General features: G+C 56.3%; 21 protein-coding genes, 6 tRNA genes and 1 pseudogene. 2 read left to right on the plus strand and 26 right to left on the minus strand.

What is annotated here, in order from left to right; genetic code table 11:
* The 10 genes from rlpA to leuS all read right to left on the minus strand — a co-directional run.
* On the minus strand, positions 1-790 hold a 790-nt coding region (rlpA, locus tag GM30_RS07355; RefSeq protein ID WP_049848090.1), incomplete at its 3' end, for an endolytic peptidoglycan transglycosylase RlpA.
* Positions 791-800: 10 nt separating this feature from the next.
* Positions 801-1,913 carry a peptidoglycan glycosyltransferase MrdB gene (mrdB, locus tag GM30_RS07360; RefSeq protein ID WP_049848091.1) on the minus strand — a complete coding sequence of 371 codons (1,113 nt, stop codon included), beginning with the start codon at positions 1,911-1,913 and terminating at the stop codon, positions 801-803.
* Positions 1,914-1,915: 2 nt separating this feature from the next.
* A complete protein-coding gene (mrdA, locus tag GM30_RS07365; RefSeq protein ID WP_049848092.1) occupies positions 1,916-3,817 on the minus strand; it encodes a peptidoglycan DD-transpeptidase MrdA in 1,902 nt (633 codons plus the stop codon).
* Between the two features lie 27 nt (positions 3,818-3,844).
* Positions 3,845-4,312 (minus strand): 23S rRNA (pseudouridine(1915)-N(3))-methyltransferase RlmH, encoded by a 468-nt coding sequence (rlmH, locus tag GM30_RS07370; protein WP_038159501.1) that lies wholly within the window; start codon positions 4,310-4,312, stop codon positions 3,845-3,847.
* Positions 4,313-4,315: 3 nt separating this feature from the next.
* Complete coding sequence (rsfS, locus tag GM30_RS07375) at positions 4,316-4,633, minus strand: ribosome silencing factor (protein WP_049848093.1); 318 nt, start codon at positions 4,631-4,633, stop codon at positions 4,316-4,318.
* Between the two features lie 255 nt (positions 4,634-4,888).
* A complete protein-coding gene (locus GM30_RS07380; RefSeq protein ID WP_049848094.1) occupies positions 4,889-5,503 on the minus strand; it encodes an adenosylcobalamin/alpha-ribazole phosphatase in 615 nt (204 codons plus the stop codon).
* 2 nt (positions 5,504-5,505) lie between these two features.
* Entirely contained in the window at positions 5,506-6,162 is a 657-nt protein-coding gene (nadD, locus tag GM30_RS07385) for a nicotinate-nucleotide adenylyltransferase (protein WP_049848095.1), read from the minus strand.
* Positions 6,155-7,186 (minus strand): DNA polymerase III subunit delta, encoded by a 1,032-nt coding sequence (gene holA / locus GM30_RS07390; RefSeq protein ID WP_049848096.1) that lies wholly within the window; start codon positions 7,184-7,186, stop codon positions 6,155-6,157. The genes nadD and holA overlap by 8 nt, the downstream gene beginning before the upstream one ends.
* Complete coding sequence (gene lptE / locus GM30_RS07395) at positions 7,186-7,773, minus strand: LPS assembly lipoprotein LptE (RefSeq protein WP_049848097.1); 588 nt, start codon at positions 7,771-7,773, stop codon at positions 7,186-7,188. Before lptE ends, holA begins: the two co-directional genes overlap by 1 nt.
* 14 nt (positions 7,774-7,787) lie before the next feature.
* Entirely contained in the window at positions 7,788-10,370 is a 2,583-nt protein-coding gene (gene leuS, locus GM30_RS07400; RefSeq protein WP_155483941.1) for a leucine--tRNA ligase, read from the minus strand.
* Between the two features lie 214 nt (positions 10,371-10,584).
* On the opposite strand from leuS, the gene GM30_RS07405 reads away from it, so the two are divergent.
* The gene (locus tag GM30_RS07405) at positions 10,585-11,067 is read left to right on the plus strand and encodes a zinc ribbon-containing protein (protein WP_049848099.1); all 483 of its coding nucleotides are present in this window, start codon (positions 10,585-10,587) and stop codon (positions 11,065-11,067) included.
* Here the strand turns inward: GM30_RS07405 and rihA are convergent.
* The 10 genes and pseudogenes from rihA to miaB form a co-directional block, all read right to left on the minus strand.
* The gene (rihA, locus tag GM30_RS07410; protein ID WP_049848100.1) at positions 11,064-11,999 is read right to left on the minus strand and encodes a pyrimidine-specific ribonucleoside hydrolase RihA; all 936 of its coding nucleotides are present in this window, start codon (positions 11,997-11,999) and stop codon (positions 11,064-11,066) included. The two genes, GM30_RS07405 and rihA, sit on opposite strands and share 4 nt — an antisense overlap.
* Before the next feature lie 120 nt (positions 12,000-12,119).
* The gene (locus GM30_RS07415) at positions 12,120-12,845 is read right to left on the minus strand and encodes an amino acid ABC transporter ATP-binding protein (RefSeq protein WP_049848101.1); all 726 of its coding nucleotides are present in this window, start codon (positions 12,843-12,845) and stop codon (positions 12,120-12,122) included.
* Positions 12,845-13,519: a glutamate/aspartate ABC transporter permease GltK gene (gene gltK / locus GM30_RS07420; protein WP_049848102.1), complete on the minus strand. Its 675-nt coding sequence runs from the start codon at positions 13,517-13,519 to the stop codon at positions 12,845-12,847. The genes GM30_RS07415 and gltK overlap by 1 nt, the downstream gene beginning before the upstream one ends.
* The gene (locus GM30_RS07425; RefSeq protein WP_049848103.1) at positions 13,519-14,259 is read right to left on the minus strand and encodes an amino acid ABC transporter permease; all 741 of its coding nucleotides are present in this window, start codon (positions 14,257-14,259) and stop codon (positions 13,519-13,521) included. Before GM30_RS07425 ends, gltK begins: the two co-directional genes overlap by 1 nt.
* A gap of 282 nt (positions 14,260-14,541) precedes the next feature.
* Positions 14,542-15,447, minus strand: coding sequence for an amino acid ABC transporter substrate-binding protein (locus tag GM30_RS07430; protein ID WP_049848104.1), 906 nt, complete (start codon positions 15,445-15,447; stop codon positions 14,542-14,544).
* Between the two features lie 364 nt (positions 15,448-15,811).
* Positions 15,812-17,350, minus strand: a complete 1,539-nt coding sequence (gene lnt / locus GM30_RS07435) for an apolipoprotein N-acyltransferase (protein ID WP_049848105.1) — start codon at positions 17,348-17,350, stop codon at positions 15,812-15,814.
* A gap of 22 nt (positions 17,351-17,372) precedes the next feature.
* Positions 17,373-18,251, minus strand: coding sequence for a CNNM family magnesium/cobalt transport protein CorC (gene corC / locus GM30_RS07440; RefSeq protein ID WP_049848106.1), 879 nt, complete (start codon positions 18,249-18,251; stop codon positions 17,373-17,375).
* 73 nt (positions 18,252-18,324) lie between these two features.
* Positions 18,325-18,792 (minus strand): rRNA maturation RNase YbeY, encoded by a 468-nt coding sequence (ybeY, locus tag GM30_RS07445; protein WP_049848107.1) that lies wholly within the window; start codon positions 18,790-18,792, stop codon positions 18,325-18,327.
* Positions 18,789-19,753 (minus strand): annotated as a pseudogene (locus tag GM30_RS07450) (PhoH family protein). The gene ybeY and the pseudogene GM30_RS07450 overlap by 4 nt, the downstream one beginning before the upstream one ends.
* Before the next feature lie 171 nt (positions 19,754-19,924).
* Positions 19,925-21,349, minus strand: coding sequence for a tRNA (N6-isopentenyl adenosine(37)-C2)-methylthiotransferase MiaB (miaB, locus tag GM30_RS07455; RefSeq protein ID WP_049848108.1), 1,425 nt, complete (start codon positions 21,347-21,349; stop codon positions 19,925-19,927).
* A gap of 137 nt (positions 21,350-21,486) precedes the next feature.
* Here miaB and ubiF point away from each other — a divergent pair, with 137 nt between their 5' ends.
* Positions 21,487-22,662, plus strand: coding sequence for a 3-demethoxyubiquinol 3-hydroxylase (gene ubiF / locus GM30_RS07460; protein ID WP_049848109.1), 1,176 nt, complete (start codon positions 21,487-21,489; stop codon positions 22,660-22,662).
* Between the two features lie 81 nt (positions 22,663-22,743).
* Here the strand turns inward: ubiF and GM30_RS07465 are convergent.
* From GM30_RS07465 to GM30_RS07495, 6 genes are all read right to left on the minus strand, one after another.
* Positions 22,744-22,818, minus strand: a tRNA-Gln gene (locus GM30_RS07465).
* Positions 22,819-22,859: 41 nt separating this feature from the next.
* Positions 22,860-22,928 (minus strand) — tRNA-Met (locus tag GM30_RS07470).
* A 189-nt stretch (positions 22,929-23,117) separates the two neighbouring features.
* Positions 23,118-23,192, minus strand: a tRNA-Gln gene (locus GM30_RS07480).
* A 31-nt stretch (positions 23,193-23,223) separates the two neighbouring features.
* A tRNA-Gln gene (locus tag GM30_RS07485) sits at positions 23,224-23,298 on the minus strand.
* Positions 23,299-23,321: 23 nt separating this feature from the next.
* Positions 23,322-23,406 (minus strand) — tRNA-Leu (locus GM30_RS07490).
* Between the two features lie 7 nt (positions 23,407-23,413).
* Positions 23,414-23,490: transfer RNA gene (locus GM30_RS07495), tRNA-Met, on the minus strand.
* Positions 23,491-23,625: the final 135 nt, after the last annotated feature.

Raw genomic sequence — 23,625 nt, forward strand, 5'->3', positions numbered from 1 at the left:
CAGGCGTGGCAGGTTCGCTGCTCTCCAGCACGCCATTGTTCAGCGGCGTTGCCGCGCCCAGGAAACCGCCGCTGCTGACCGGCGCGCCGGTGGCGTCTTCGGGTTTCAGCGTCGTATTGCTGATCGGGCGAACGTCCGTTTCCGGCGTTTGTGCCTGCGGGGCTGAAGATACGCTTCCCATACCGCCGCTCAAATCAGGGCGCGAGGGAAGGGCGTAAGTCTGTTTGGCGACCGTGGTACATGCCATGCCCGGGCCGGAGAGTGAACCATCCTGTGCGACGATAATCGGGTCGATACGCACTTTGGTGTTGTTCGACGTATTCAGGCGGTCGGCGGCAGCGCGGGAGAGCGAAATCACGCGATCGTTGCCGTATGGACCGCGATCGTTAATGCGTACCACCAGCATACGGCCATTTGCCAGGTTAGTGATACGTGCATAGCTTGGGATCGGCAGTGTCGGATGCGCCGCAGTCAGCTGCATCGGATCGAACGCTTCACCGCTGGCGGTCAGGTTGCTACCCGGCTCGGCATCATAAATCGCGGCAAAACCTGCCTGACTGAAGCGGGACGGATCCTGAACGATTTTGTAGCTTTTACCGTCGCGCTCATAATCCTGATTCGCAGTGGCGTTCAGCGGTTCAAAGCGGGGGTCGGCGCCGCCGATTTCCGTGACCGGACCATTACACACGGCCGGTTGCGGCGTGGTGACGGTCTGCTGCTGACCATCATCGCTCGTACAACCCGCCAGTACACCTGCGGCGATGCAGACTCCAATCCAAAGCTTACGCATTGCGCACCCCTTACACGCTTTTCGACAACATTTTCCTGTGGGTATGGATCGACATTACGATACCAAACCCGGCCATGAGCACGATCAGGGCTGACCCCCCGTAACTCACCAGCGGCAGCGGAACGCCAACCACCGGCAGGATACCACTCACCATACCAATATTTACGAACACATAAACGAATAAAATCAGCATCAAGCCACCGGCCATGACGCGACCAAAGGTGGTCTGCGCCTGAGCGGCAACCCACAACCCGCGCATGATCAGCAGAACATACAGCGCCAGCAGGATCAGAATGCCGATTAACCCCAGTTCTTCCGCGAGGACAGCGAAAATAAAGTCCGTATGGCGCTCCGGCAAAAACTCCAGTTGCGATTGCGTCCCGTGCAGCCAGCCTTTACCGCGCAGGCCGCCGGAACCGATAGCAATTTTCGACTGAATAATATGATAGCCCGCACCGAGCGGATCGGTTTCCGGATCGAGCAACATCATCACGCGTTGGCGCTGATAATCGTGCATCAGGAAGAACCACAATATCGGGATAAAGGCCGCGATGAGCAGCACGGCGATCGCAATCAGCCGCCAGCTCAGCCCGGACAGGAACAGCACAAACAGACCGGACAGAGCGATCAGAATTGATGTTCCGAGGTCAGGCTGCGCCGCCACCAGCAGCGTCGGCAGAAAAATCAATACCAGCGCGATACCGGTGTTTTTCAGCGACGGGGGACAGACGTCACGGTTGATAAAACGCGCCACCATCAGCGGTACGGCGATTTTGGCGATTTCCGACGGCTGGAAGCGGACAATACCCAGATCCAGCCAGCGCTGCGCGCCTTTCGAGATGGCGCCGAAGGCATCCACGGCGACCAGCAGGATAATACAGAAGATGTACAGCCACGGTGCCCAGCCTTCGTAGACGCGCGGCGGGATCTGCGCCATCACCACCATGATCACCAGACCCATGGCGATCTGGCCGATTTTGCGCTCCGTCATACCGATATCCTGGCCGCTGGCGCTCCAGATAACCAGCGCGCTATACACCAGCAGCGCCAGCAGGATCAGCAACATTGCCGGATCGAGATGGACTTTATCCCAGAACGATTTTTTGTTCGGATTATCCGTCATGATTATTGGTCCTCCGCTGCCGATACTGCCGGATTTTCCGCAGGCAGAACCGTGTTGTTATCGCCAAGCATAATGTGATCGAGGATCTGACGCATAATCGTCCCGACCGCCGGGCCCGCACCGCCGTTCTCCAGAATCATCGCCACAGCGACCTGAGGATTGTCGTAAGGGGCGAATGCCGTCATGAGTTTATGGTCACGCAGACGTTCAGCAATCTTATGCGCGTTATACGTTTCGTTCGCTTTCAGGCCAAAGACCTGCGCCGTACCGGATTTCGCTGCCACTTTGTAGGGGGCGCCGGCAAAGTATTTATGCGCCGTCCCGTTACCCCGGTTGGCCACGCCGAACATGCCGTCTTTAGCAATTTCCCAGAAGCCGGAGTGAATGTCGCCCACCGGCGTTTCCTGCGGCTGTGACCACGGCACTTTTTTACCGTCCTCAACGGTGCTCATCAGCAGATGCGGCACTTTGACCACGCCATCATTGATAAGGATCATCAGCGCTTTGTTCATTTGAACTGGCGTGGCGGTCCAGTACCCCTGGCCGATGCCGACCGGAATGGTATCGCCCTGATACCACGGTTTCTTAAAGCGTTTCTGTTTCCACTCGCGGGTCGGCATGTTCCCGGAACGCTCTTCGGAGAGATCGATACCGGTGTAATGGCCGTAACCAAATTTGCCCATCCACAACGCGAGCCGGTCAATGCCCATGTCGTACGCCACCTGATAGAAGAAGGTATCGGCGGATTCTTCCAGCGATTTAGTGACGTTCAGGTGACCATGACCCCATTTTTTCCAGTCGCGATAGCGTTTTTCCGAGCCCGGCAACTGCCACCAGCCCGGGTCGAACAGACTGGTATTGCGGGTGATCACACCTGCACTCAGCGCCGAGACGGCGACAAATGGCTTCACGGTGGAGGCCGGCGGATAAACCCCTTGCGTGGCACGGTTTACCAGCGGGGTATTCGGGTCATTCAGCAGGCCGGAATAGTCCTTGCTGGAGATGCCGTCAACGAACAGGTTCGGGTCATAGCTGGGCATTGATACCAGCGCCAGAATTCCCCCGGTGCGTGGATCGGTGACCACCACCGCGGCGCGGCTGCCCGCCAGCAGAGTTTCAATGTACTGCTGTAGTTTCAGATCGAGTGTCAGATAGATGTCGTGCCCGGCCTGCGGCGGCACTTCTTTGAGCTGGCGAATAACGCGTCCACGGTTGTTGACCTCGACCTCTTCATAGCCGGTCTGACCGTGCAGCACGTCTTCATAATAGCGTTCGATACCCAGCTTACCGATGTCATGCGTCGCTGCGTAGTTTGCCAGTTTGCCGTCTTTATCCAGACGTTCGACGTCTTTATCGTTAATTTTAGAGACGTAGCCGATGACGTGAGTCAACGCGGAACCGAAGGGATAGTAGCGTCGCTTATAGCCTTTCACTTCCACGCCCGGGAAGCGGTATTGATTGACGGCAAAACGCGCCACCTGCACTTCCGTGAGGTTGGTTTTCACCGGGATCGAGGTAAAGCGGTGTGAACGTGAGCGCTCTTTCTTGAACGCGGCGATATCATCGTCGCTCAGTTCGACGACGCTGCGCAGGGCCTCAAGGGTATCCTGCACGTTATCGACTTTTTCCGGCATCATCTCCAGTTGGTAGATGGTGCGGTTAAGCGCCAGCGGTGTACCGTTGCGATCGTAAATAATGCCGCGACTCGGGGCGATGGGAACCAGTTTGATGCGGTTTTCGTTAGAGCGGGTCTGGTAATCAGTGAAACGGACAATCTGCAGATTATAGAGGTTGGCAATCAGCACGCCGGTAAGCAGCAAAATCCCCGTAAAGGCGACCAGTGCCCGACGCACAAACAGCGCGGACTCAGCCGTATAGTCGCGAAAAGAATTCTGTAGTTTCATCCGCTGCTTAATCTACCCTGGTCATCATTACTCGCGGTGGTAAGGGTGGTTGGTGGTAATGCTCCACGCCCGGTAAAGGCTTTCGGCAACCAGAACCCGAACCAGCGGGTGCGGCAGCGTCAGGGCGGAGAGAGACCAACTTTGCTCTGCCGCGGCTTTACAGGCGGGGGATAGCCCCTCAGGGCCGCCAATCAGCAGACTGACGTCCCGGCCATCCTGCTTCCAGCGCTCCAGCTCCAGCGCCAGCTGCGGCGTATCCCAGGGTTTGCCTGGAATATCGAGGGTGACGATGCGGTTTTTGCCTGCGGCGGCCAGCATCAGTTCGCCCTCTTTATCAAGAATGCGTTTGATATCTGCGTTTTTACCGCGCTTACCGGCGGGGATTTCCACCAGTTCAAACGGCATATCTTTAGGAAAACGGCGCAGATATTCAGTAAATCCTGTCTGTACCCAGTCCGGCATTTTGGTGCCAACGGCGACCAGTTGCAGCTTCACGCATTAACCCCAGAGTTTTTCCAGCTCATACAGGCGACGACTTTCTTCCTGCATCACGTGGACAATCACATCGCCTAAATCGACAACAATCCAGTCGGCGGCGTTTTCGCCTTCCACACCGAGCGGTAGCATGCCTGCGGCGCGGGATTCCTGGACAACATGATCGGCAATAGACATCACGTGGCGTGTGGAGGTGCCGGTGCAGATAATCATACAGTCGGTGATGCTGGATTTGCCGTGAACGTCTAAGGCGATGATATCCTGACCTTTCAGGTCATCAATTTTGTCGATTACAAAATCCTGGAGTGCTTTACCCTGCAAGTGTTCCCCCTGGGTGCGTGAAAATGAATAACAATAAACAGCCAGATAGTATACCCGAACTGAAGGCGATGTCGGGACAAATGTCACCGGACAGGTTTAAGGCGCGCTATCATCCCATTCATCGTTGGGGATTGCATCGCCATTTTTGTAAAACAATTTCTGTAAACCTGACGGGAAGCGCTGTCTGGCTGCGGAGAATAGCAGCCTGTCCCGGCGTGTCAATGGTCTGGGGGCGGGTGAAGAAAGAAAATAGAGTTATCCTGATGCTTTCTCGTAAATTGCACGACTATTAAGCACCTGAAGCGAGATAAAATCATCCCTTACATCAAACAGACTCCAGGCGCCCTGATCGACGGGGAAGTGCCACATCGCCGCCGGGGGAAGCCCCAGCAGCAGAGCTATCATCAGGCTTAATACGCCCTGATGGCTGACCACCAGAATATGCTGATGGTGGTGGTGTTCCTGCAACAGGGCAAGGCAATCCTTCACGCGGCGAGAAAATGCCTGAAACCCTTCGCCGTTGGTCGGCGTGGCGTGCTGCCAGTCGGCGCACCACGCAGCGTAATTTTCGCTGTCTTCAACGGTCAGATCGCGATGGTGGCGCATTTCCCAGTCACCGAAATACATTTCGTTGAGCAGCGGGGTGGTGAACGTCGGCACGGTGCGCCCGGCGAGCACCAGCCGCGCGGTATGCTGCGCACGCTCGAGTTCGCTGCATAATAGCTGGTCGAAGGGCACATGCTGAAGCAGCGTGGCGAGGGTTTCCGCCTGCGCGATGCCGCGTGGCGTCAGCGAGGTTGGCGCATGGCCGCTGTATACGCCTGCGACGTTGGCATCCGTTTCACCGTGTCGAACCAGCCACAGTTTCATCACTACCCCGCCTGATACAGACCGTGCTGATGAATGTATTCCAGCACCGCTTCCGGCAGCAGGTCGTCGCACGGCTCTCCTTTCTCCAGCCGTTCGCGAATAATGGTGGCGGAGATATCAAACCACGGCGTTTCCGCCAGGTAGATTTTACCCGCAGGCTGCGAATGCAGATTCTCGATATCCCAGGTCAGATGATTTTCCAGCCACCGCTGATGCTGCTCTTGCGCCATTTCTAACGGATAACCAGGACGGCGGGTGACAATCAGATGCGCGTTATCGAGGATCGTTTCGTACTGGTGCCAGGTGGGGAAATTCAGCAGTGAATCCTGGCCGATGATAAACGCCAGCGGCTTTTGCGCCCCCGCTTCTTCACGCATCTCTTTTAAGGTCAGCGCGGTCCAGGAAGGGGTATCGCGTTTCAGCTCCCGCTCATCGAGCACAAACAGCGGCTTATCGGCGATCGCCAGTTCGACCATCCGCTTACGCTGTTCGCTGCTGGCTTCCGGCTGCGGGCGGTGTGGCGGCACATTGTTGGGAATGATGATCACTTTCGACAGACCAATCTGGTTTGCCAGAATTTCTACCGGTTTCAGATGCCCGTAATGCACCGGATCAAAGGTGCCACCATAAATTGCCTGCAACGATGTCATATCATCCATCAATAAATACGTCAGCCAGTGCCTTATGACAGAGTAGCAGAGAAAGGCTTTCCAGCTCAGCCCAGACGGACTGACCGTAATCCTTTTTCAGCGTTAACTCGGTACGGCTCAGCAGCGTCACGGCCTGCCGCAACTGGGCGGCACTCAGGCGGTTCAGCGCGTCGGTGATGAGCGGTCGACGATTCTGCCAGACGCGATGCTTATCGAGCAGCGTACGCAGCGGAGTGTGTGCCGACTGGCGTTTGAGCGTGACCAGCATCAGCAGTTCGCGCTGAAGGGTACGTAACAGAATCACCGGTTCGCTGCCTTCCAGACGCAACTGCTGAAGAATGTGCAGCGCCCGTTTGCTTTTCCCGGCGAGCAGCGCATCGAGCCAGTGGAAGGGGGTGAAATGGGCGGCGTCGTTTACTGCTTTTTCGACGCGCGGCAGTGTCAGTTTGCCGTCCGGCCACAGCAGCGCCAACCGTTCCAGCGCCTGCGACAGCGCCAGCAGGTTACCTTCATAGCAGTAGCACAGCAGCTGGCTTGCGGCGTCATCAAGTTGCAGCTTAAGCTGCCGGGCGCGCGCCGCCAGCCATTTCGGCAACTGCGCCTGTTCCGGCGTCTGGCAGGTGACCAATACCGAACGGTTGGCAAGTTGCGTCACCCACGCGGCATTTTCCTGCGCTTTGGTGAACTTGTTGCCACGGCAGATCAGCAGCAGATCGTCATGCAGCAGGCTGATAAGCGTAGTGAGCTGTTCGTTGATCGCCGCGTTGGTGCCGTTCTCCGGCAACAGCAGCAGAATAGTTTGCCGACTGGCGAAAAGACTCATCGCCTGGCAGAGAGAGAAAAGGGCATTCCAGTCAGTGCTGGCGTCAATGCTGACGGTGTGGTGTTCTTCGAACCCCTGCGCCGCAGCCGCCTGACGCACCGCGTCCTGGCTTTCCTGCAGCAGCAGCGGATCATTGCCGAGCAGCAGATACGCCGCGCGCAGCCCTTCAGTGAGCTGCGCGCGGAGTTGTTCCGGGTACAACCGAATCATCAGTTACCCAGCGTCGTGGAGACACGCGAGTCGGATGACATTTCTTCGGTAGTGGTCACCGGCACTGTGTCGTTTTTCGTTTCCTGAGCATCAGCAACCCGTACGCTTGGCAGTTTGCGGATCAACTGCTCCGCGGCCTTGTCGTACATCTCCTGAATGATCAGGCTCTGTTCTGCGTCTTTTGCCAGCGCCGTTTGCGGGTTATCGAAGAAGGAACGATACACCTTCGTGCTGATCGGGTAGATGTCATGGCCCGGAATCAGCACGCTGGCGCTGACGGTCAGCACCATCTGATATTCCGCCGTACGACCATCCTGAAAAATAGACGCCGTATCTTTACTGATGGCGGAGCCCAGCAGGCGCAGGGACGGGATGTCCTTACGCAGCGTGCTGCCATCCACCAGCTCTACGCCATTCAGACGCAGCTGGTTACGCACCGCACGGCTCAACGGGCCATTGGGGTCGCCAGACTGGAAAATCATGGTTTTCATCGTGTCCGGAACCTGCGTTGTACTACGCAGGTGCCAGCCGCATCCGGCAGTGACCAGCACCGCCAGAGATAACAATAATGTTGCCAGATGTCGCACGCTTCCTCCCGCGCTTAGCCAACGACCAGGTTGAGCAGTTTACCCGGTACGTAAATCACTTTACGTACGGTAACACCGTCAAGATATTTCGCTACCAGATGTTCCTGGCCCGCACGTTCACGAACCTGTTCTTCGGTGGCATCCACCGGAACGGTAATTTTACCACGAACTTTACCGTTTACCTGGACCACGACCAGCGTGCTGTCTTCCACCATCGCTTTTTCGTCAGCGACCGGCCACGGCGCGTGGTCGATATCGCCTTCGCCGCCCAGCTCCTGCCACAGCGTAAAGCTGACGTGCGGGGTGAACGGGTTAAGCATGCGTACCACCGCCAGCAGTGCTTCGCGAATCAGAGCACGGTCCTGCTCACCGTCCTGCGGAGCTTTCGCCAGCTTGTTCATCAGCTCCATGATCGCCGCAATGGCGGTGTTGAAGGTCTGACGGCGGCCAATATCATCGGTGACTTTGGCGATGGTTTTATGTACGTCGCGGCGCAGCGCTTTTTGGTCTTCCGTCAGCGCGGCGACGTTCAGCGGCGCAACTGCACCCAGCGCGGTGTGCTCGTAAACCAGTTTCCAGACGCGTTTCAGGAAGCGGTTTGCCCCTTCGACGCCGGATTCCTGCCATTCCAGCGTCATATCGGCCGGAGAGGCAAACATCATAAACAGACGCACGGTGTCCGCGCCGTAGCGCTCAACCATTACCTGCGGGTCGATGCCGTTGTTCTTCGACTTCGACATTTTGCTCATACCGGTATACACCAGCTCGTGGCCCGCGGCATCTTTCGCTTTCACGATGCGGCCTTTGTCGTCGCGCTCAACGATAGCATCAACCGGAGAGACCCAGTTACGCTCGCCGCTTTCGCCGACGTAATAGAACGCGTCTGCCAGCACCATGCCCTGACAAAGCAGCTGTTTTGCCGGTTCGTCAGAATTCACCATGCCCGCATCGCGCATCAGCTTGTGGAAGAAGCGGAAGTAGAGCAGGTGCATGATGGCGTGTTCGATACCACCGATGTAAATATCCACCGGCAGCCAGTAGTTGGCGGCGTCAGAATCGAGCATGCCTTCGTTATACTGCGGGCAGGTGTAGCGCGCGTAGTACCAGGACGACTCCATAAAGGTGTCGAAGGTGTCGGTTTCACGCAGCGCTGGCTTGCCGTTAACGGTGGTTTTCGCCCACTGCGGATCGGCTTTGATCGGGCTGGTGATGCCGTCCATCACCACGTCTTCCGGCAGGATCACCGGCAGCTGATCTTCCGGCGTTGGCATCACGGTGCCATCTTCCAGGGTGACCATCGGGATCGGTGCGCCCCAGTAGCGCTGACGGGAAACGCCCCAGTCGCGCAGACGGAAGTTGACCTTGCGCTCACCAACGCCCATGGATGCCAGTTTGTCAGCAATGGCATTGAAGCCGTCTTCATAAGAGAGACCGCTGAACTCACCGGAGTTGAACAGGGTGCCTTTATCGGTCAGCGCCTGTTCGGAGAGATCCGGCTCAGAGCCGTCCGCCGCCAGAATGACCGGCTTGATGGACAGGCCGNNTTTGCTGGCAAATTCGTAGTCGCGCTGATCGTGACCCGGAACGGCCATCACGGCGCCGGTGCCGTATTCCATCAGCACAAAGTTTGCCGCCCACACCGGAATAGCTTCGCCGGTCAGCGGATGAATCGCTCTGAAACCGGTGTCGATGCCTTTCTTCTCCATGGTCGCCATGTCGGCTTCGGCCACTTTGGTGTTACGGCATTCGTCGATAAACGCCGCCAGCGCAGGATTGTTCGCGGCTGCCTGCTGCGCCAACGGATGACCCGCCGCCACGGCCAGGTAGGTGCAGCCCATGAAGGTATCCGGGCGGGTGGTGTAAACGGTCAGTTTGTCGGCGTAGCCGGTCACGTCGAAGGAGATTTCTACCCCTTCAGAACGGCCGATCCAGTTGCGCTGCATGGTTTTGACCGTGTCCGGCCAGTTATCCAGCGTGTCCAGATCGTTCAGCAGTTCGTCAGCGTAGGCGGTAATTTTGATGAACCACTGCGGGATCTCTTTGCGCTCGACTTTGGTGTCGCAGCGCCAGCAGCAGCCGTCAATAACCTGTTCGTTCGCCAGTACGGTCTGGTCGTTCGGGCACCAGTTCACCGCAGAGGTTTTCTTGTAGACCAGGCCTTTTTTATACAGCTCGGTGAAGAATTTCTGCTCCCAGCGGTAGTATTCCGGGGTGCAGGTCGCCAGCTCGCGGCTCCAGTCATAACCGAAGCCAAGCATTTTGAGCTGGTTTTTCATGTAAGCGATGTTGTCGTAGGTCCACGGCGCTGGCGCGGTGTTGTTTTTCACCGCGGCACCTTCAGCCGGCAGACCGAACGCATCCCAGCCGATAGGCTGCAGGACGTTTTTACCCAGCATGCGCTGATAACGCGCGATCACGTCACCGATGGTGTAGTTACGCACGTGGCCCATGTGTAGTCGACCAGAAGGATAGGGGAGCATCGACAGGCAATAGTATTTCTCTTTGCTGTTGTCTTCAGTGACTTCAAATGTGCGCTTCTCATCCCAGTGTTGCTGGACTTTCGATTCTATCTCTTCCGGGCGGTATTGCTCTTGCATGGCAGCCAGTGGTCCTGTTTTCAATACAGCTACAAACGTAGCCAATGGATGTGTTATTTCAGATCCGCATAGCATAGCCCAAACGTCCCCGGCAAAACAGCCTTTCACACATTAAGCGCTGGCGTTTATTTACCGAGTCTGTGGGCAGGCTGACACAGCAGATTGCAAATAAGGTCTATCATTAGAGAGAGTTAACGACCCAGGAGACGACACAATGAACAAGGTTGCTCACTATTATCGTGAACTGGTAACGACGCTGACCGAGCGTCTACGCAACGGAGAGCGCGATATCGACGCGCTGGTGGAACATGCGCGAGTACGGGTCAGTCAAACCGGGGAGTTAACGCGTACCGAAATTGAGGAGGTCACGCGCGCGGTGCGTCGTGACCTCGAAGAGTTCGCCCGCAGCTATGAAGAGAGTCAGGACGAACTTAATGACAGCGTGTTTATGCGCGTCATTAAAGAAAGCCTGTGGCAGGAGCTGGCGGACATCACTGACAAAACGCAGCTCGAGTGGCGCGAAGTGTTTCAGGATCTCAACCACCACGGCGTCTACCACAGCGGCGAGGTGGTGGGGCTGGGAAATCTGGTGTGTGAGAAATGCCATTACCACCTGGCTATCTACACCCCGGACGTGCTGCCGTTGTGCCCGAAATGCGGGCACGATCAGTTTCAGCGACGCCCGTTCGAACCTTAACGGTAAAACGCGAGGCGTTCCGCTAACAGATCCACAAATGCCTGGCGGTCGATGTCCACCATCACCGTGGCGTTGGGTGTGTTGCTGGTGAGGAAGAAGAAATCCACCACCGTCATGCCCTGGGTATATTTGCCCTGGGTTTCAACGCCAACCCAGCGGTCGACGGTGGTGAACATCTCGGGTTTCAGCAGCCAGGCGATGGTGCACGGGTCGTGTAGCGGCGCGCCGGTGAAGCCCCATTTTTCCTGTTTGTGGTATTCCATAAAGAAATCCAGCAACTCTGCGACCACATTCGCCACCTCACCGCCAATCGCGCGGAAACGCTCAATGTCGTCCCGGCGGATCTGCGCTTTATGCGTCACATCGAGGCCCGCCATGACTACCGGAATGCCTGACTGGAAGACGATTTCCGCTGCTTCCGGATCGACAAAAATGTTGAATTCGGCGGCTGGCGTCCAGTTACCCAGCGCCATGGCACCGCCCATCATCACGATGCGGGCAATGTTGCGATGCAGTTCAGGATGGCTGTTCAACAGCAGCGCGACGTTGGTCTGTGGCCCGGTGGAGACTATCGTGACCGGCGTCGGGCTCTCCCGCAGCACCTTTGCCATCAGCTCAACGGCGGTGCAGCTCTGCGCCGCAACGCCCGGCTCCGGCAGCGCAGGGCCGTCGAGACCGCTTTCGCCATGCACGTTGTCGGCAATAATCAATTCGCGCATCAGCGGTTTTATCGCACCGCCGGCCACCGGAATATCCGTGCGTTTTAACAGCGTCAGCATCCGCAGCACGTTGCGCAGGGTTTTATCAGGCGTCTGATTTCCGGCGGATGAGGTAATGGCTTTGACGTCGAGTTCTGGCGAGGCGAGGGCGAGCACCATGGCGATCGCGTCATCGTGCCCCGGATCGCAGTCAAGAATAATGGGCAGCGTCATAGCGGCTCCTTGTGGATGGATTTTGTGACAAGGGTAACGCCAGCAAGTATGACAGACGAGAAAACAGAGCGGAAAGCGTGAAGTGGCGCGCACTCTGGAACGTGCGCGCCGGGAGATGGCTTAGTGCAGGATTTTGGCGAGGAAATCTTTCGCGCGTTCGGATTTCGGGTTGGCGAAGAAGGCTTCTTTTTCGGAATCCTCCACGATTTTCCCTTCATCCATAAAGATGACGCGGTTCGCCACTTTACGGGCGAAGCCCATTTCGTGCGTTACCACCATCATCGTCATCCCTTCCTGCGCCAGTTCAACCATGACGTCCAGCACTTCGTTGATCATTTCCGGATCGAGCGCGGAGGTCGGTTCGTCGAACAGCATGGCGACCGGATCCATACAGAGCGCGCGCGCAATCGCTACACGCTGCTGCTGACCGCCGGAAAGCTGCGCCGGGTATTTATTCGCATGCGCCGACAGGCCCACGCGCTCCAGCAGCTTGAGCCCTTTCTGGCGTGCCGAGGCTTTGTCGCGTTTTAGCACCTTCACCTGCGCCAGCGTCAGGTTCTCAATGATCGACAGGTGCGGGAACAGCTCGAAGTGCTGGAAAACCATGCCGACATGCGAACGCAGATTCGCCAGATTGGTTTTCTTGTCGTTCACTTTGGTGCCGTTGACGACGATTTCGCCTTTCTGCACGGGCTCGAGACCGTTGACGGTTTTAATCAGGGTCGATTTGCCGGAGCCGGACGGCCCGCAAACCACCACCACTTCACCTTTTTTCACTTCCGTGGAGCAGTCGGTCAGCACCTGAAAGTGACCATACCATTTAGAAACATTTTTCAGGGTAATCATTACACTGTCCTTTTCTTCAACCAGCTGACCAACAACGAGGCGCTTAAACTGATGGCAAAATACACGGCACCGGCAAAGAGGATCATTTCGACCTGCGTGCCGTCACGTTCGCCAATGGTGGAGGCGGTACGGAAAAAGTCCGCCAGGCTCAATACGTAAACCAGTGAGGTATCCTGGAACAGCACGATGCCCTGCGTGAGCAGCAGCGGCACCATCGCGCGGAACGCCTGCGGCAGAATGATGAGCTTCATGGACTGCCAGTGGGTCATCCCCAGCGCCAGCGCTGCGCTCGACTGCCCGCGGGAAATACTCTGGATCCCCGCACGGATGATTTCAGAATAGTAAGCGGCTTCGAACATCGAAAACGCCACCATCGCCGAGATCAGGCGGATATCGGTTTTCGGCGACAGGCCGAGCACGTTTTGCAGGAAACCCGGCACAATCAGGTAAAACCACAGCAGCACCATTACCAGCGGCACGGAGCGGAACACGTTCACGTAGGTTTTAGCAAACCACGCCAGCGGCAGGAAGCTTGATAGTCGCATCACCGCCAGCAGCGTACCCCAGACGATCCCGATGATAATCGCCGTAACGGTGATTTTCAGGGTGATCACCAGTCCCGCCAGCAGGTAAGGCATCGAAGGAACGATGGAACTCCAGTCAAATTCGTACATTATTTGCCTCCCAGATTGCCAGGCAGGCGAACCTTACGTTCAACCAGATTCATCACCAGCATAATCACAGCGTTAATGAGCACATAGGCCAGGGTAATGGCGGTAAATGATTCCCAGGCATGTGCGGAGTAGTCCAGCAACTTGCCCGCCTGGGCGGCCATATCAACCAGACCAATGGTTGAGGCGATGGCCGAGTTTTTCACCAGGTTCATCATCTCGGAGGTCATTGGCGGCACGATCACGCGATAGGCGTTAGGCAGCAGCACGTAGCGGTAGGTTTGCGGCAGGGTCAGCCCCATCGCCAGACCGGCATTTTTCTGTCCGCGCGGCAACGACTGGATCGCGGCACGTACCTGTTCGCAGACGCGGGCGGCGGTAAACAGCCCCAGGCAGAACAGTGAAGAGAGGAAAAACTGAATGTTCGGATCCAGTTCGGCTTTAAACCACATGCCGAGGTTTTCCGGCAGCAGCTCCGGCACCACCAGATACCAGGTAAAGAACTGAACAATCAGCGGAACGTTACGGAAAAGTTCTACATACAGCGTGCCGATGCCGGAAAGAAAACGGTTGGGGACGGTACGCAGAATGCCAAAAAGAGAGCCCACGAGGAAGGCGATAATCCAGGCGCAAACCGACAGGGCGACGGTCACCTGGAAGCCGCTCCATAGCCAGCCCAGATAAGTGGTGTTGCCGAACGGGGCCTGTTGCAGGAAGATACCCCAGTTCCAGTCTATTGACATAAATCGACTCCAGAAAAAAAAGGGTAGCAGGGCTACCCTCGAAGACTGCTAAGGAAACCTTACCCTTCATCATTCACGCTGTTTCTTTGTTGGTCGCCTTCGTTCACCCCGGTCACTTACTGATGTAAGCTCCCGGGGATTCACTCAGTTGCCGCCGTGATACAGCGCGAATGATTGTGGGTATTGTTTTTCATGTTCAGTGGGGAACGACCACTCAACGTATAGTCTGTCCGTGTTTCCTTGCAATCGAGAGGGCAGGCTGTCCTGCCCCTGTTCTTTTAATTAGTTTAATGCTTTGTCATTTGGTTCTTTGAACAGCGCTTTCATGTCGTCAGACAGTTCGAAATTCATGTTCAGGTTTTTCGGTGGGATAGGATTTTTGAACCATTTATCAAACCATTTGGCGGCTTCACCAGAGGTTTGCGCCTGAGCGATGGTGTCATCCAACAGTTTCTTGAAGGAAGCGTCGTCTTTACGCAGCATGCAGCCATAAGCTTCTTTGGACTGCGGCGTCCCGACGATTTCCCAGTTGTCCGGTTTCTTCGCTTTCGCACGTTCACCGGCCAGCAGCGCATCATCCATCATAAACGCCACGGCACGACCGCTTTCCAGCGTACGGAAAGAGTCGCCGTGGTCTTTGGCGCTGATGATACGCATGTTCATTTTTTTCTCGTCATTCAGCTTGTGCAGCAGAATTTCAGAGGTGGTACCGGAAGTGACGACGACCGCTTTGTCTTTCAGATCCGGGAAGTCTTTGATCGGACCGCCTTTCTTGACCAGCAGACGGGTACCGACCACGAAAAAGGTATTAGAGAACGCTGCCTGTTTCTGGCGCTCCAGGTTGTTGGTGGTGGAGCCGCACTCGAAATCAAAAGTGCCGTTCTGCAGCAGCGGAATACGGTTCTGAGAGGTGATAGGGATGAGTTTCACCTGCAGGTCAGGTTTGTTGAGCTGTTTTTTAACGGCTTCAACGATGGCGTTGGAGTAATCCTGAGCGTAACCCACCACTTTTTGCTGGTTGTCGTAGTAAGAGAACGGAACGGAAGATTCACGGTGCCCAACGACAATCACGCCGTTTTTAGCGATTTTGTCCAGGGTGCTGCCCGCAGCAGGCGCGTCTTCTGCATGGGCCAGACCGGCGGTCAGCCCCATGACGAGCATTGCTGTGGTCAGTTTACGTAATTGCATATCCAACTCCTTATCGTCAGCGCCAGGGACGCTATTGATACCCATTGTGATGTTGTTATGGTCTGCCGCTTAAATGTGCAGTGTTATGCCTGTTTGTTAGCATTTAGTTTGGCTTATTGTAAAGATAATGATGCTTTTTTGTTTATTTTTGCGAGGCGCACCGCACCATTCTGAAGCAAAAATCGCCGATTGCACCAGGCTGGTGCTACCTGCGTACCGCTTTGGTGCAACCAGGTTGCACAATAAGCCCAAAAGCGGATTGCCTGATTTAACAAAGCAATAGACGTGCCAGAAGTGGTGGAGTGAGAGGGGAAAAGCGGGCCCGGCAGGCAATGCGCCGCCGGGCAGACATCAGGGGAGTTGATTAATGACGACGCTGACGCAGGCTCACCAGCAGCGCGCCAAAGCCAAACAGCGCGGTCAGGATCCACAGCGGCCAGTTGCCGGTGCGGGCATACGGCGTCAGTCCACGCGTTGGTGTGACGGTGGTGGTCAGCACGTCTCGGGTAAACTGAGGAATGATGGCCTGCACGTCGCCGCGCGGGTCAATCACTGCGGTGACGCCGTTATTGGTGCTGCGCAACAGTGGGCGCGCCAGCTCCAGCGCACGCATCCGCGCCATCTGGAAATGTTGCCACGGGCCGATGGATTGCCCGAACCAGGCATCGTTCGACAACGTCAGCAGAAAATCAGTGTCCGGGCGGAAGTTATCGCGAACCTGCTCGCCAAGGATGATTTCGTAACAGATAGCCGCCGTCAGCTTCAGGTTATGGGCGCTGATTTGCGGCTGAACGTACGCGCCACGGCTGAAAGAGGACATCGGCAGATCGAAGAACGGTGCCAGTGGGCGCAGAATCGACTCCAGCGGCACAAACTCACCAAATGGCACCAGATGGTTTTTGTTGTAGCGATCGGTCGAGTTGTAGCTGTACGGATTATCTTTGCCCAGCGTGATAATGGTGTTGTAGGTGTCGTAGCGGTTTTTCTGATTCAGCCGCGAATCGACGATGCCGGTTATCAGCGAGCTGTTTTTGGCGCGCAGCATATCGTCCATCATGCTCAGCAGGCGCTGCTGATTGATTTCAAGATCGGGAATGGCGGATTCCGGCCAGATAATCAGCTGCGACGTGCCCATCACCTTTTGCGTGGCGTCGAGGTAAATTTTCAGCGTATTAATAAGCTGATCTTCCTCCCACTTCAGCGACTGCGGAATGTTGCCCTGCACCAGCGATACCCGCGTGGCGCGCTCAGGCAGCAACTGATACCACTGGATGTAGCGCAGCGGGAAGGGGAGCGCAAACAGCACAAGCGCGACGACCAGCGGACGCCAGTGGCGGCGAACGACGGCGAGCGCCAGCAGGCCGCTGACCATCATCAGCAGGAAGTTAATGGCTTCCACGCCCATCACCGGCGCCAGCCCTTTCAGCGGGCCGTCAATCTGGCTGTAGCCGAATTGCAGCCACGGGAAACCGGTCAGCACCCAGCCGCGCAGGAATTCGGTGATCTGCCAGACCACCGGCGCGGCAATCGCCACGCGCAGCCAACTGGTTTTCGGCCACAGACGGGAAAGAAGACCGGCGAACAAGCCCGTGTAGAGCGACAAATACGCCGCCAGCAGTACCACGAGGAAAATATTAACCGGGCCGGGCATGCCGCCGAACTGGGCGATACTGACGTAAACCCAGTTGATACCGCTGCCAAACAGCCCCATGCCCCAGGCATAGCCTATCCATGCGCTTTGCAGTGGGCGGCGGTTGAGCGTGAGCGCCTGCAGCCCACACAGCGAAACCAGCGCGGCGGGCCAGAAGTCATAAGGAGAAAAAGCCAGCGTTCCGCTGGCTCCGAAGAGTAGCGCCAGCAGCAAGCGCACGCGCTGGCGTTCAAGAAGAGAGGCAAATGCCATTTAGCGTTGTCGTCCCGTTAATTTAGTCTTCCAGTTTCGGTTGTGGTGCGTCGTCCGGAAGTTTGACATGAACCTGAATAATACGACGGCTGTCGGCCATGGCGACCTTAAACTGGTAACCATCGATGTCAATGGTTTCCCCACGCGCCGGGAGATGGCCGAAGGCCTGCATCACCAGCCCGCCGATGGTATCCACTTCTTCATCGCTGAAATGGGTATCAAAGGTATCATTGAAGTCTTCGATGGACGCCAGCGCGCGCACCGTCCAGGTGTGGCGGCTTAGCTGACGAAAATCGATATCTTCTTCTTCGTCATATTCGTCTTCAATTTCACCGACGATCAGCTCAAGAATGTCTTCAATGGTCACCAGACCGGAGACACCGCCGAACTCGTCAATGACGATCGCCATGTGATAACGCTGCGAACGAAACTCTTTCAGCATGCGGTCAACCCGCTTGCTTTCAGGTACGACAACCGCCTGGCGTAACACTTTGTCCATGCTGAAGGCTTCGGCATCGCTGCGCATAAACGGCAGCAGATCTTTCGCCATCAGAATCCCTTCAATGTGATCTTTGTCTTCGCTGATGACCGGGAAACGCGAGTGGGCGGATTCGATGATCACATCGAGGCATTCGTCCAGTGTCTGGTTGCGTTTCAGAGTAATCATCTGCGAGCGGGGGATCATGATATCGCGGACGCGCTGGTCAGCGATGTCCATTACCCCTTCGAGCATATCGCGCGTATCTTCGTCGATAAGATCGTTCTGCCCGGAATCACGGATCAGCGCCAGCAACTCATCACGGTTTTTCGGTTCACCGTGGAAAAGCTGGCTCAGTAACAGGGAGAAAAATCCCTTCTTGCTGTTTATTGTGTCACTACTGTGTGAATTGTCGTCGCTCATGGCGTCGTGTGGGGTCTCATGTTAATGAAAAATTCGCCGTCCCGCGTAAACACAGCGCAGACGGCATGACTGACTATTCTTTCTCGGCAATGTACGGATCATCATACTTCAGAGCAAGCATTATCTCTGTTTCCAGACTTTCCATCTCTTCTGCTTCATCGTCTTCAATATGGTCATAGCCGAGCAGGTGCAGACTGCCGTGAATGACCATATGCGCCCAGTGCGCCTCCAGCGGTTTTCCCTGTTCTTCAGCTTCCCGCTCAACCACCTGACGGCAGATGATGAGATCGCCGAGCAGCGGCATTTCGATGCCCGGCGGTGCTTCAAACGGGAAAGAGAGCACGTTAGTGGATTTATCTTTTCCACGGTAGGTCAGGTTCAGATCGTGGCTTTCGGCTTCATCCACCAGACGAATCGTAACCTCTGATTCTTCCTGAAACTGCGGGATAACGGCATCCAGCCAGGTCTGAAAACGCGCTTCGTCCGGCAAACCGGTGGTGTCTTCACAGGCCAACTGTAAATCAAGGATCACCTGACTCATTTCTGCTCCTGCGCCAGCTGGGCTTCGCGTTTACGCTCGGCGGCCAGTTCGGCTTTACGTTTTTGTTCCGCCTCTTCCCAGGCTTCATAGGCATTCACAATGCGTGCAACGACCGGGTGGCGAACCACATCTTCGCTGTGGAAGAAGTTAAAACTGATTTCATCCACTTCCGCCAGCACTTCAATGGCGTGACGCAGGCCGGATTTGGTATTGCGTGGCAGGTCAATCTGCGTCACGTCACCGGTTATCACCGCTTTCGAGTTAAAGCCGATACGGGTCAGGAACATTTTCATCTGTTCGATGGTGGTGTTCTGGCTCTCATCAAGAATGATGAAGGCGTCGTTCAGCGTACGACCGCGCATGTAGGCCAGCGGCGCGACTTCAATCACGTTACGCTCAATCAGTTTTTCGACTTTTTCAAAGCCGAGCATCTCGAACAGGGCGTCGTACAGCGGGCGCAGATACGGGTCAACTTTCTGACTCAGATCGCCTGGCAGGAAGCCCAGTTTTTCACCGGCTTCCACCGCCGGGCGGGTAAGCAGAATACGGCGGATCTCCTGACGCTCGAGCGCANATGTCGTGGTCGAGAATATTGGCGATGTACTGCGCCTGATTCGGCGTACGTGGTTTAATCACGCCGCGCTTGGTCTTGATATTGATGGCCTTGCCGTAATCCGGCACGCTCTCCGCGCTCTGCTCCAGCACACGCGCTTCTTTGATGGCGAGGTGGATCTGCTCGGGTTCAATATCCTGAATCTGACCGCGCATCGGGGCGGTATCGACGTACAGGGTGCGCAGAATGTCTGCGGCGGCGTTGACGCAAATCTCGCGTCCGGTGAGTTTGAAGTGGTTATCGCGGCGGTTGATCTCGATGCCAAGACGTCGNAAACGGGCCGCACAGGCCCAGCAGACGTTCGTTATCTGCTGGCTCCAGGGTAATTTCTCGGGTTTCTATGTTCAAACTGTTCCTCTTTTACAGTATTGCCGGACGCGTTTCGCTTCTCCGGCCTGGGGCGGCGAGCCTCTTAAGGGAATTATTCACGGTGCTTGAAAAAGGCGCAAGCGACTCACTGTAGATGTGGTCAGGGAGGGGAAAAAGCAAGGGCCTGCCCGAGCGGGCAGGCCGCCGGGATCAGGGCTGATACATCCCCACACCGAGGTCGTTCTCTTTACGGGTACGGGCGATGACGGATTCCGGGGATTCCACCACGCGCAGGCCCATCTCGTCCTCGGTGCGCACCAGTTTGCCGCGCAGGGAGTTCGGATAAACGTCGACGATTTCCACATCCACAAATTTGCCGATCATCTCCGGCGTGCCCTCAAAGTTCACCACGCGGTTATTTTCGGTACGACCGGAAAGTTCCATGATGCTCTTACGCGACGTGCCTTCCACCAGGATGCGCTGCGTCGTGCCCAGCATGCGGCGGCTCCACGCCATCGCCTGCTGGTTAATGCGCTCCTGCAGAATATACAGACGCTGCTTTTTCTCCTCTTCCGGCACATCGTCCACCATATCGGCGGCCGGTGTGCCTGGACGGGCAGAGAAAATGAAGCTGTAGCTCATATCGAAATTCACATCAGCGATGAGCTTCATGGTTTTTTCGAAGTCGTCGGTGCTTTCACCCGGGAAGCCGACGATAAAATCGGAGCTAATCTGGATGTCCGGACGCGCCTCGCGCAGCTTACGGATGATCGCTTTATATTCCAGCGCCGTATGGGTACGGCTCATCAGGTTAAGGATGCGATCCGAGCCGCTCTGCACCGGCAGATGCAGGAAGCTCACCAGTTCCGGCGTGTCGCGATACACGTCGATGATGTCATCGGTAAATTCGATCGGGTGGCTGGTGGTGAAGCGGATACGGTCAATGCCGTCAATCGCCGCCACCAGACGCAGCAGCTCGGCAAACGTGCCGGTGGTGCCATCGTAGAGTTCACCACGCCAGGCGTTTACGTTCTGGCCGAGCAGGTTAACTTCACGCACGCCCTGCGCCGCCAGTTGGGCGATTTCAAACAGGATGTCGTCGCACGGACGGCTGACCTCTTCACCGCGAGTGTACGGCACCACGCAGTACGTACAGTACTTGTTGCAGCCTTCCATGATGGAGACAAACGCGGTCGGGCCATCGGCGCGCGGTTCCGGCAGACGGTCAAACTTCTCGATTTCCGGGAAGCTGATATCCACTACCGGGCTGCGGGTGCCGCGCACGGAGTTAATCATCTCCGGCAGACGGTGCAGCGTTTGCGGGCCAAAAATAATATCGACGTAGTGCGCGCGCTGGCGAATATGATCGCCTTCCTGCGATGCCACGCAGCCGCCCACGCCGATAATCAACTCGGGATTTTTTTCCTTAAGCAGCTTCCAGCGACCTAACTGATGGAAGACTTTTTCCTGAGCCTTCTCGCGGATTGAGCAGGTATTAAGCAGCAGCACATCCGCTTCTTCCGCCACGTCGGTCAGTTGATACCCGTGAGTGGCATCCAGCAGATCGGCCATCTTCGATGAATCGTATTCGTTCATCTGACAGCCCCAGGTTTTAATATGGAGTTTTTTCGTCATCGACTTGCTCATGCTCAGTGTAAAGCCAGGATTGCAGGGCGCGTATTGTAATGCTTTGCCGTCGTTGTGACCAGCCTGGCCTCAAGACGTGAAAAATCCGGTAAACTTACGGTATTCAGGTTTAAGGATACGTGACCATGAACAATCAACCAACTGATGTCGCTATTGTCGGCGGTGGGATGGTCGGCAGCGCACTGGCGTTAGGGCTGGCGCAGCAGGGCTTTACGGTAACAGTAATCGAGCAGGCGGAGCCGCCCGTCTTTGACGCGCAGTCGCAGCCGGACGTACGTATTTCGGCGATCAGCGCCGCGTCGGTCGGGTTGCTGCGCGGGTTAGGCGTCTGGGACGCCGTGCGGGAGATGCGTTGCCATCCCTGGCGTCGGCTTGAAACCTGGGAGTGGGAAAATGCTCATGTAATTTTCGACGCCGCAGAGCTGAAGCTGCCGCAGCTTGGCTATATGGTCGAAAACGTTGTATTGCAGCGGGCGCTCTGGCAGGCACTGGAAGCCCATCCGCAGGTGACGCTCCGCGTGGCGACCGGGCTTGGCTCTATGTTACGCCAGGACGAGGGTTACCGACTGCTGTTTGCCGATGACAGCGAACTGTCGGCGACACTCGTAGTGGGCGCTGACGGCGCGAATTCGCAGGTGCGGCAGATGGCGGGCATCGGCACCCATTCCTGGCAGTATCAGCAAGCCTGCATGTTAATTACCGTCGAATGCGAAGACGATCCCGGTGACAGCACCTGGCAGCAGTTCACCCCTGACGGGCCGCGCGCGTTCCTGCCGCTGTTTGAACACTGGGCGTCACTGGTATGGTATGACCATCCCGCCCGCATTCGCCAGTTGCAGACGCTGACCATGGAACAGCTGCAGCAGGAGATCACGCGAGTCTTTCCGACGCGGTTGGGCAAGGTGAAACCGGTGGCTGCGGGCGCATTTCCGCTGACCCGTCGCCACGCGCTGCAATACGTTCAGCCATCGCTGGCGCTGGTGGGCGATGCCGCGCATACCATTCATCCGCTGGCGGGGCAGGGCGTCAACCTCGGCTATCGCGACGTCGAGGCTCTGCTGGATGTCTTAACCAGCGCGCGCAGCCATGGTGAGGCGTGGAGCAGCTACCCGATTCTGAAACGCTACCAGACACGCCGTATGGCGGATAACTACCTCATGCAGTCGGGGATGGATCTGTTTTATGCCGGATTCAGCAATGACCTGGCGCCCGTGCGGGTGCTACGCAATATCGGCCTGATGGCGGCCGAGCGTGCGGGCGTTCTGAAGCGTCAGGCGCTGAAGTATGCGTTAGGGTTGTAGCTCAGGGGTTCCCTCTCCTTTGCGGAGGGGGAAATAAAAGAAACAAAAAAGCCCGCCGAAGCGAGCTTTTTTGCATTGAAGTGGCTGGGGTACGAGGATTCGAACCTCGGAATGCCGGAATCAGAATCCGGTGCCTTACCGCTTGGCGATACCCCAATTATCTTTGTCATCCCCACTCAGGGAAAAACGTAATAATTTGGTGGCTACGACGGGATTCGAACCTGTGACCCCATCATTATGAGTGATGTGCTCTAACCAACTGAGCGTATGTTGTATGTGGTTTATCTCTGCTTTTGTGCCGCAATCAGACCGGTGCCTTCAAGCCTGGAGATACCCCAACAGGTGCGTTCTAAAACGTCTTTCAAATTTGGCTGGGGTACGAGGATTCGAACCTCGGAATGCCGGAATCAGAATCCGGTGCCTTACCGCTTGGCGANAACTTCCTTTTCATCGACTGGCTGGGGTACCTGGATTCGAACCAGGGAATGCCGGTATCAAAAACCGGTGCCTTACCGCTTGGCGATACCCCAACAACAGGTACGTCAGTAAGTCGATGAAATATGGCTGGGGTACCTGGATTCGAACCAGGGAATGCCGGTATCAAAAACCGGTGCCTTACCGCTTGGCGATACCCCATCCGTGCAACGCTGTCCTGGGAATGGTGCGGGAGGCGAGACTTGAACTCGCACACCTTGCGGCGCCAGAACCTAAATCTGGTGCGTCTACCAATTTCGCCACTCCCGCAAAAAGATGGTGGCTACGACGGGATTCGAACCTGTGACCCCATCATTATGAGTGATGTGCTCTAACCAACTGAGCTACGTAGCCATCTTTTTCGCGTTACCTTATCGGCGTTGCGGGGCGCATTATGCGTATTGAGCCCTGTAGCGTCAACCTCTTTTTGACGGAAAATCGCCGGAATGTGACTGTTTGGTTAGGTTGCGAACAGCGTGGCGCATTATT

It is taken from the genome of Trabulsiella odontotermitis, from assembly GCF_001188485.1.
In the GTDB taxonomy this organism is placed as follows: Bacteria; Pseudomonadota; Gammaproteobacteria; order Enterobacterales; family Enterobacteriaceae; genus Trabulsiella; species Trabulsiella odontotermitis_A.

Coding starts and splice junctions, on each gene's coding strand:
- holA (WP_049848096.1), bottom strand. CDS start 7,186: ATGATTCGGTTGTACCCGGAACAACTCCGCGCGCAGCTCACTGAAGGG.
- GM30_RS07430 (WP_049848104.1), bottom strand. CDS start 15,447: ATGCAATTACGTAAACTGACCACAGCAATGCTCGTCATGGGGCTGACC.
- GM30_RS07405 (WP_049848099.1), top strand. CDS start 10,585: ATGAACAAGGTTGCTCACTATTATCGTGAACTGGTAACGACGCTGACC.
- gltK (WP_049848102.1), bottom strand. CDS start 13,519: ATGTACGAATTTGACTGGAGTTCCATCGTTCCTTCGATGCCTTACCTG.
- miaB (WP_049848108.1), bottom strand. CDS start 21,349: ATGACGAAAAAACTCCATATTAAAACCTGGGGCTGTCAGATGAACGAA.
- lnt (WP_049848105.1), bottom strand. CDS start 17,350: ATGGCATTTGCCTCTCTTCTTGAACGCCAGCGCGTGCGCTTGCTGCTG.
- mrdB (WP_049848091.1), bottom strand. CDS start 1,913: ATGACGGATAATCCGAACAAAAAATCGTTCTGGGATAAAGTCCATCTC.
- GM30_RS07380 (WP_049848094.1), bottom strand. CDS start 5,503: ATGAAACTGTGGCTGGTTCGACACGGTGAAACGGATGCCAACGTCGCA.
- GM30_RS07415 (WP_049848101.1), bottom strand. CDS start 12,845: ATGATTACCCTGAAAAATGTTTCTAAATGGTATGGTCACTTTCAGGTG.
- ybeY (WP_049848107.1), bottom strand. CDS start 18,792: ATGAGTCAGGTGATCCTTGATTTACAGTTGGCCTGTGAAGACACCACC.
- nadD (WP_049848095.1), bottom strand. CDS start 6,162: ATGGATGATATGACATCGTTGCAGGCAATTTATGGTGGCACCTTTGAT.
- rihA (WP_049848100.1), bottom strand. CDS start 11,999: ATGACGCTGCCCATTATTCTTGACTGCGATCCGGGGCACGATGACGCG.
- ubiF (WP_049848109.1), top strand. CDS start 21,487: ATGAACAATCAACCAACTGATGTCGCTATTGTCGGCGGTGGGATGGTC.
- corC (WP_049848106.1), bottom strand. CDS start 18,251: ATGAGCGACGACAATTCACACAGTAGTGACACAATAAACAGCAAGAAG.
- GM30_RS07425 (WP_049848103.1), bottom strand. CDS start 14,259: ATGTCAATAGACTGGAACTGGGGTATCTTCCTGCAACAGGCCCCGTTC.
- mrdA (WP_049848092.1), bottom strand. CDS start 3,817: ATGAAACTACAGAATTCTTTTCGCGACTATACGGCTGAGTCCGCGCTG.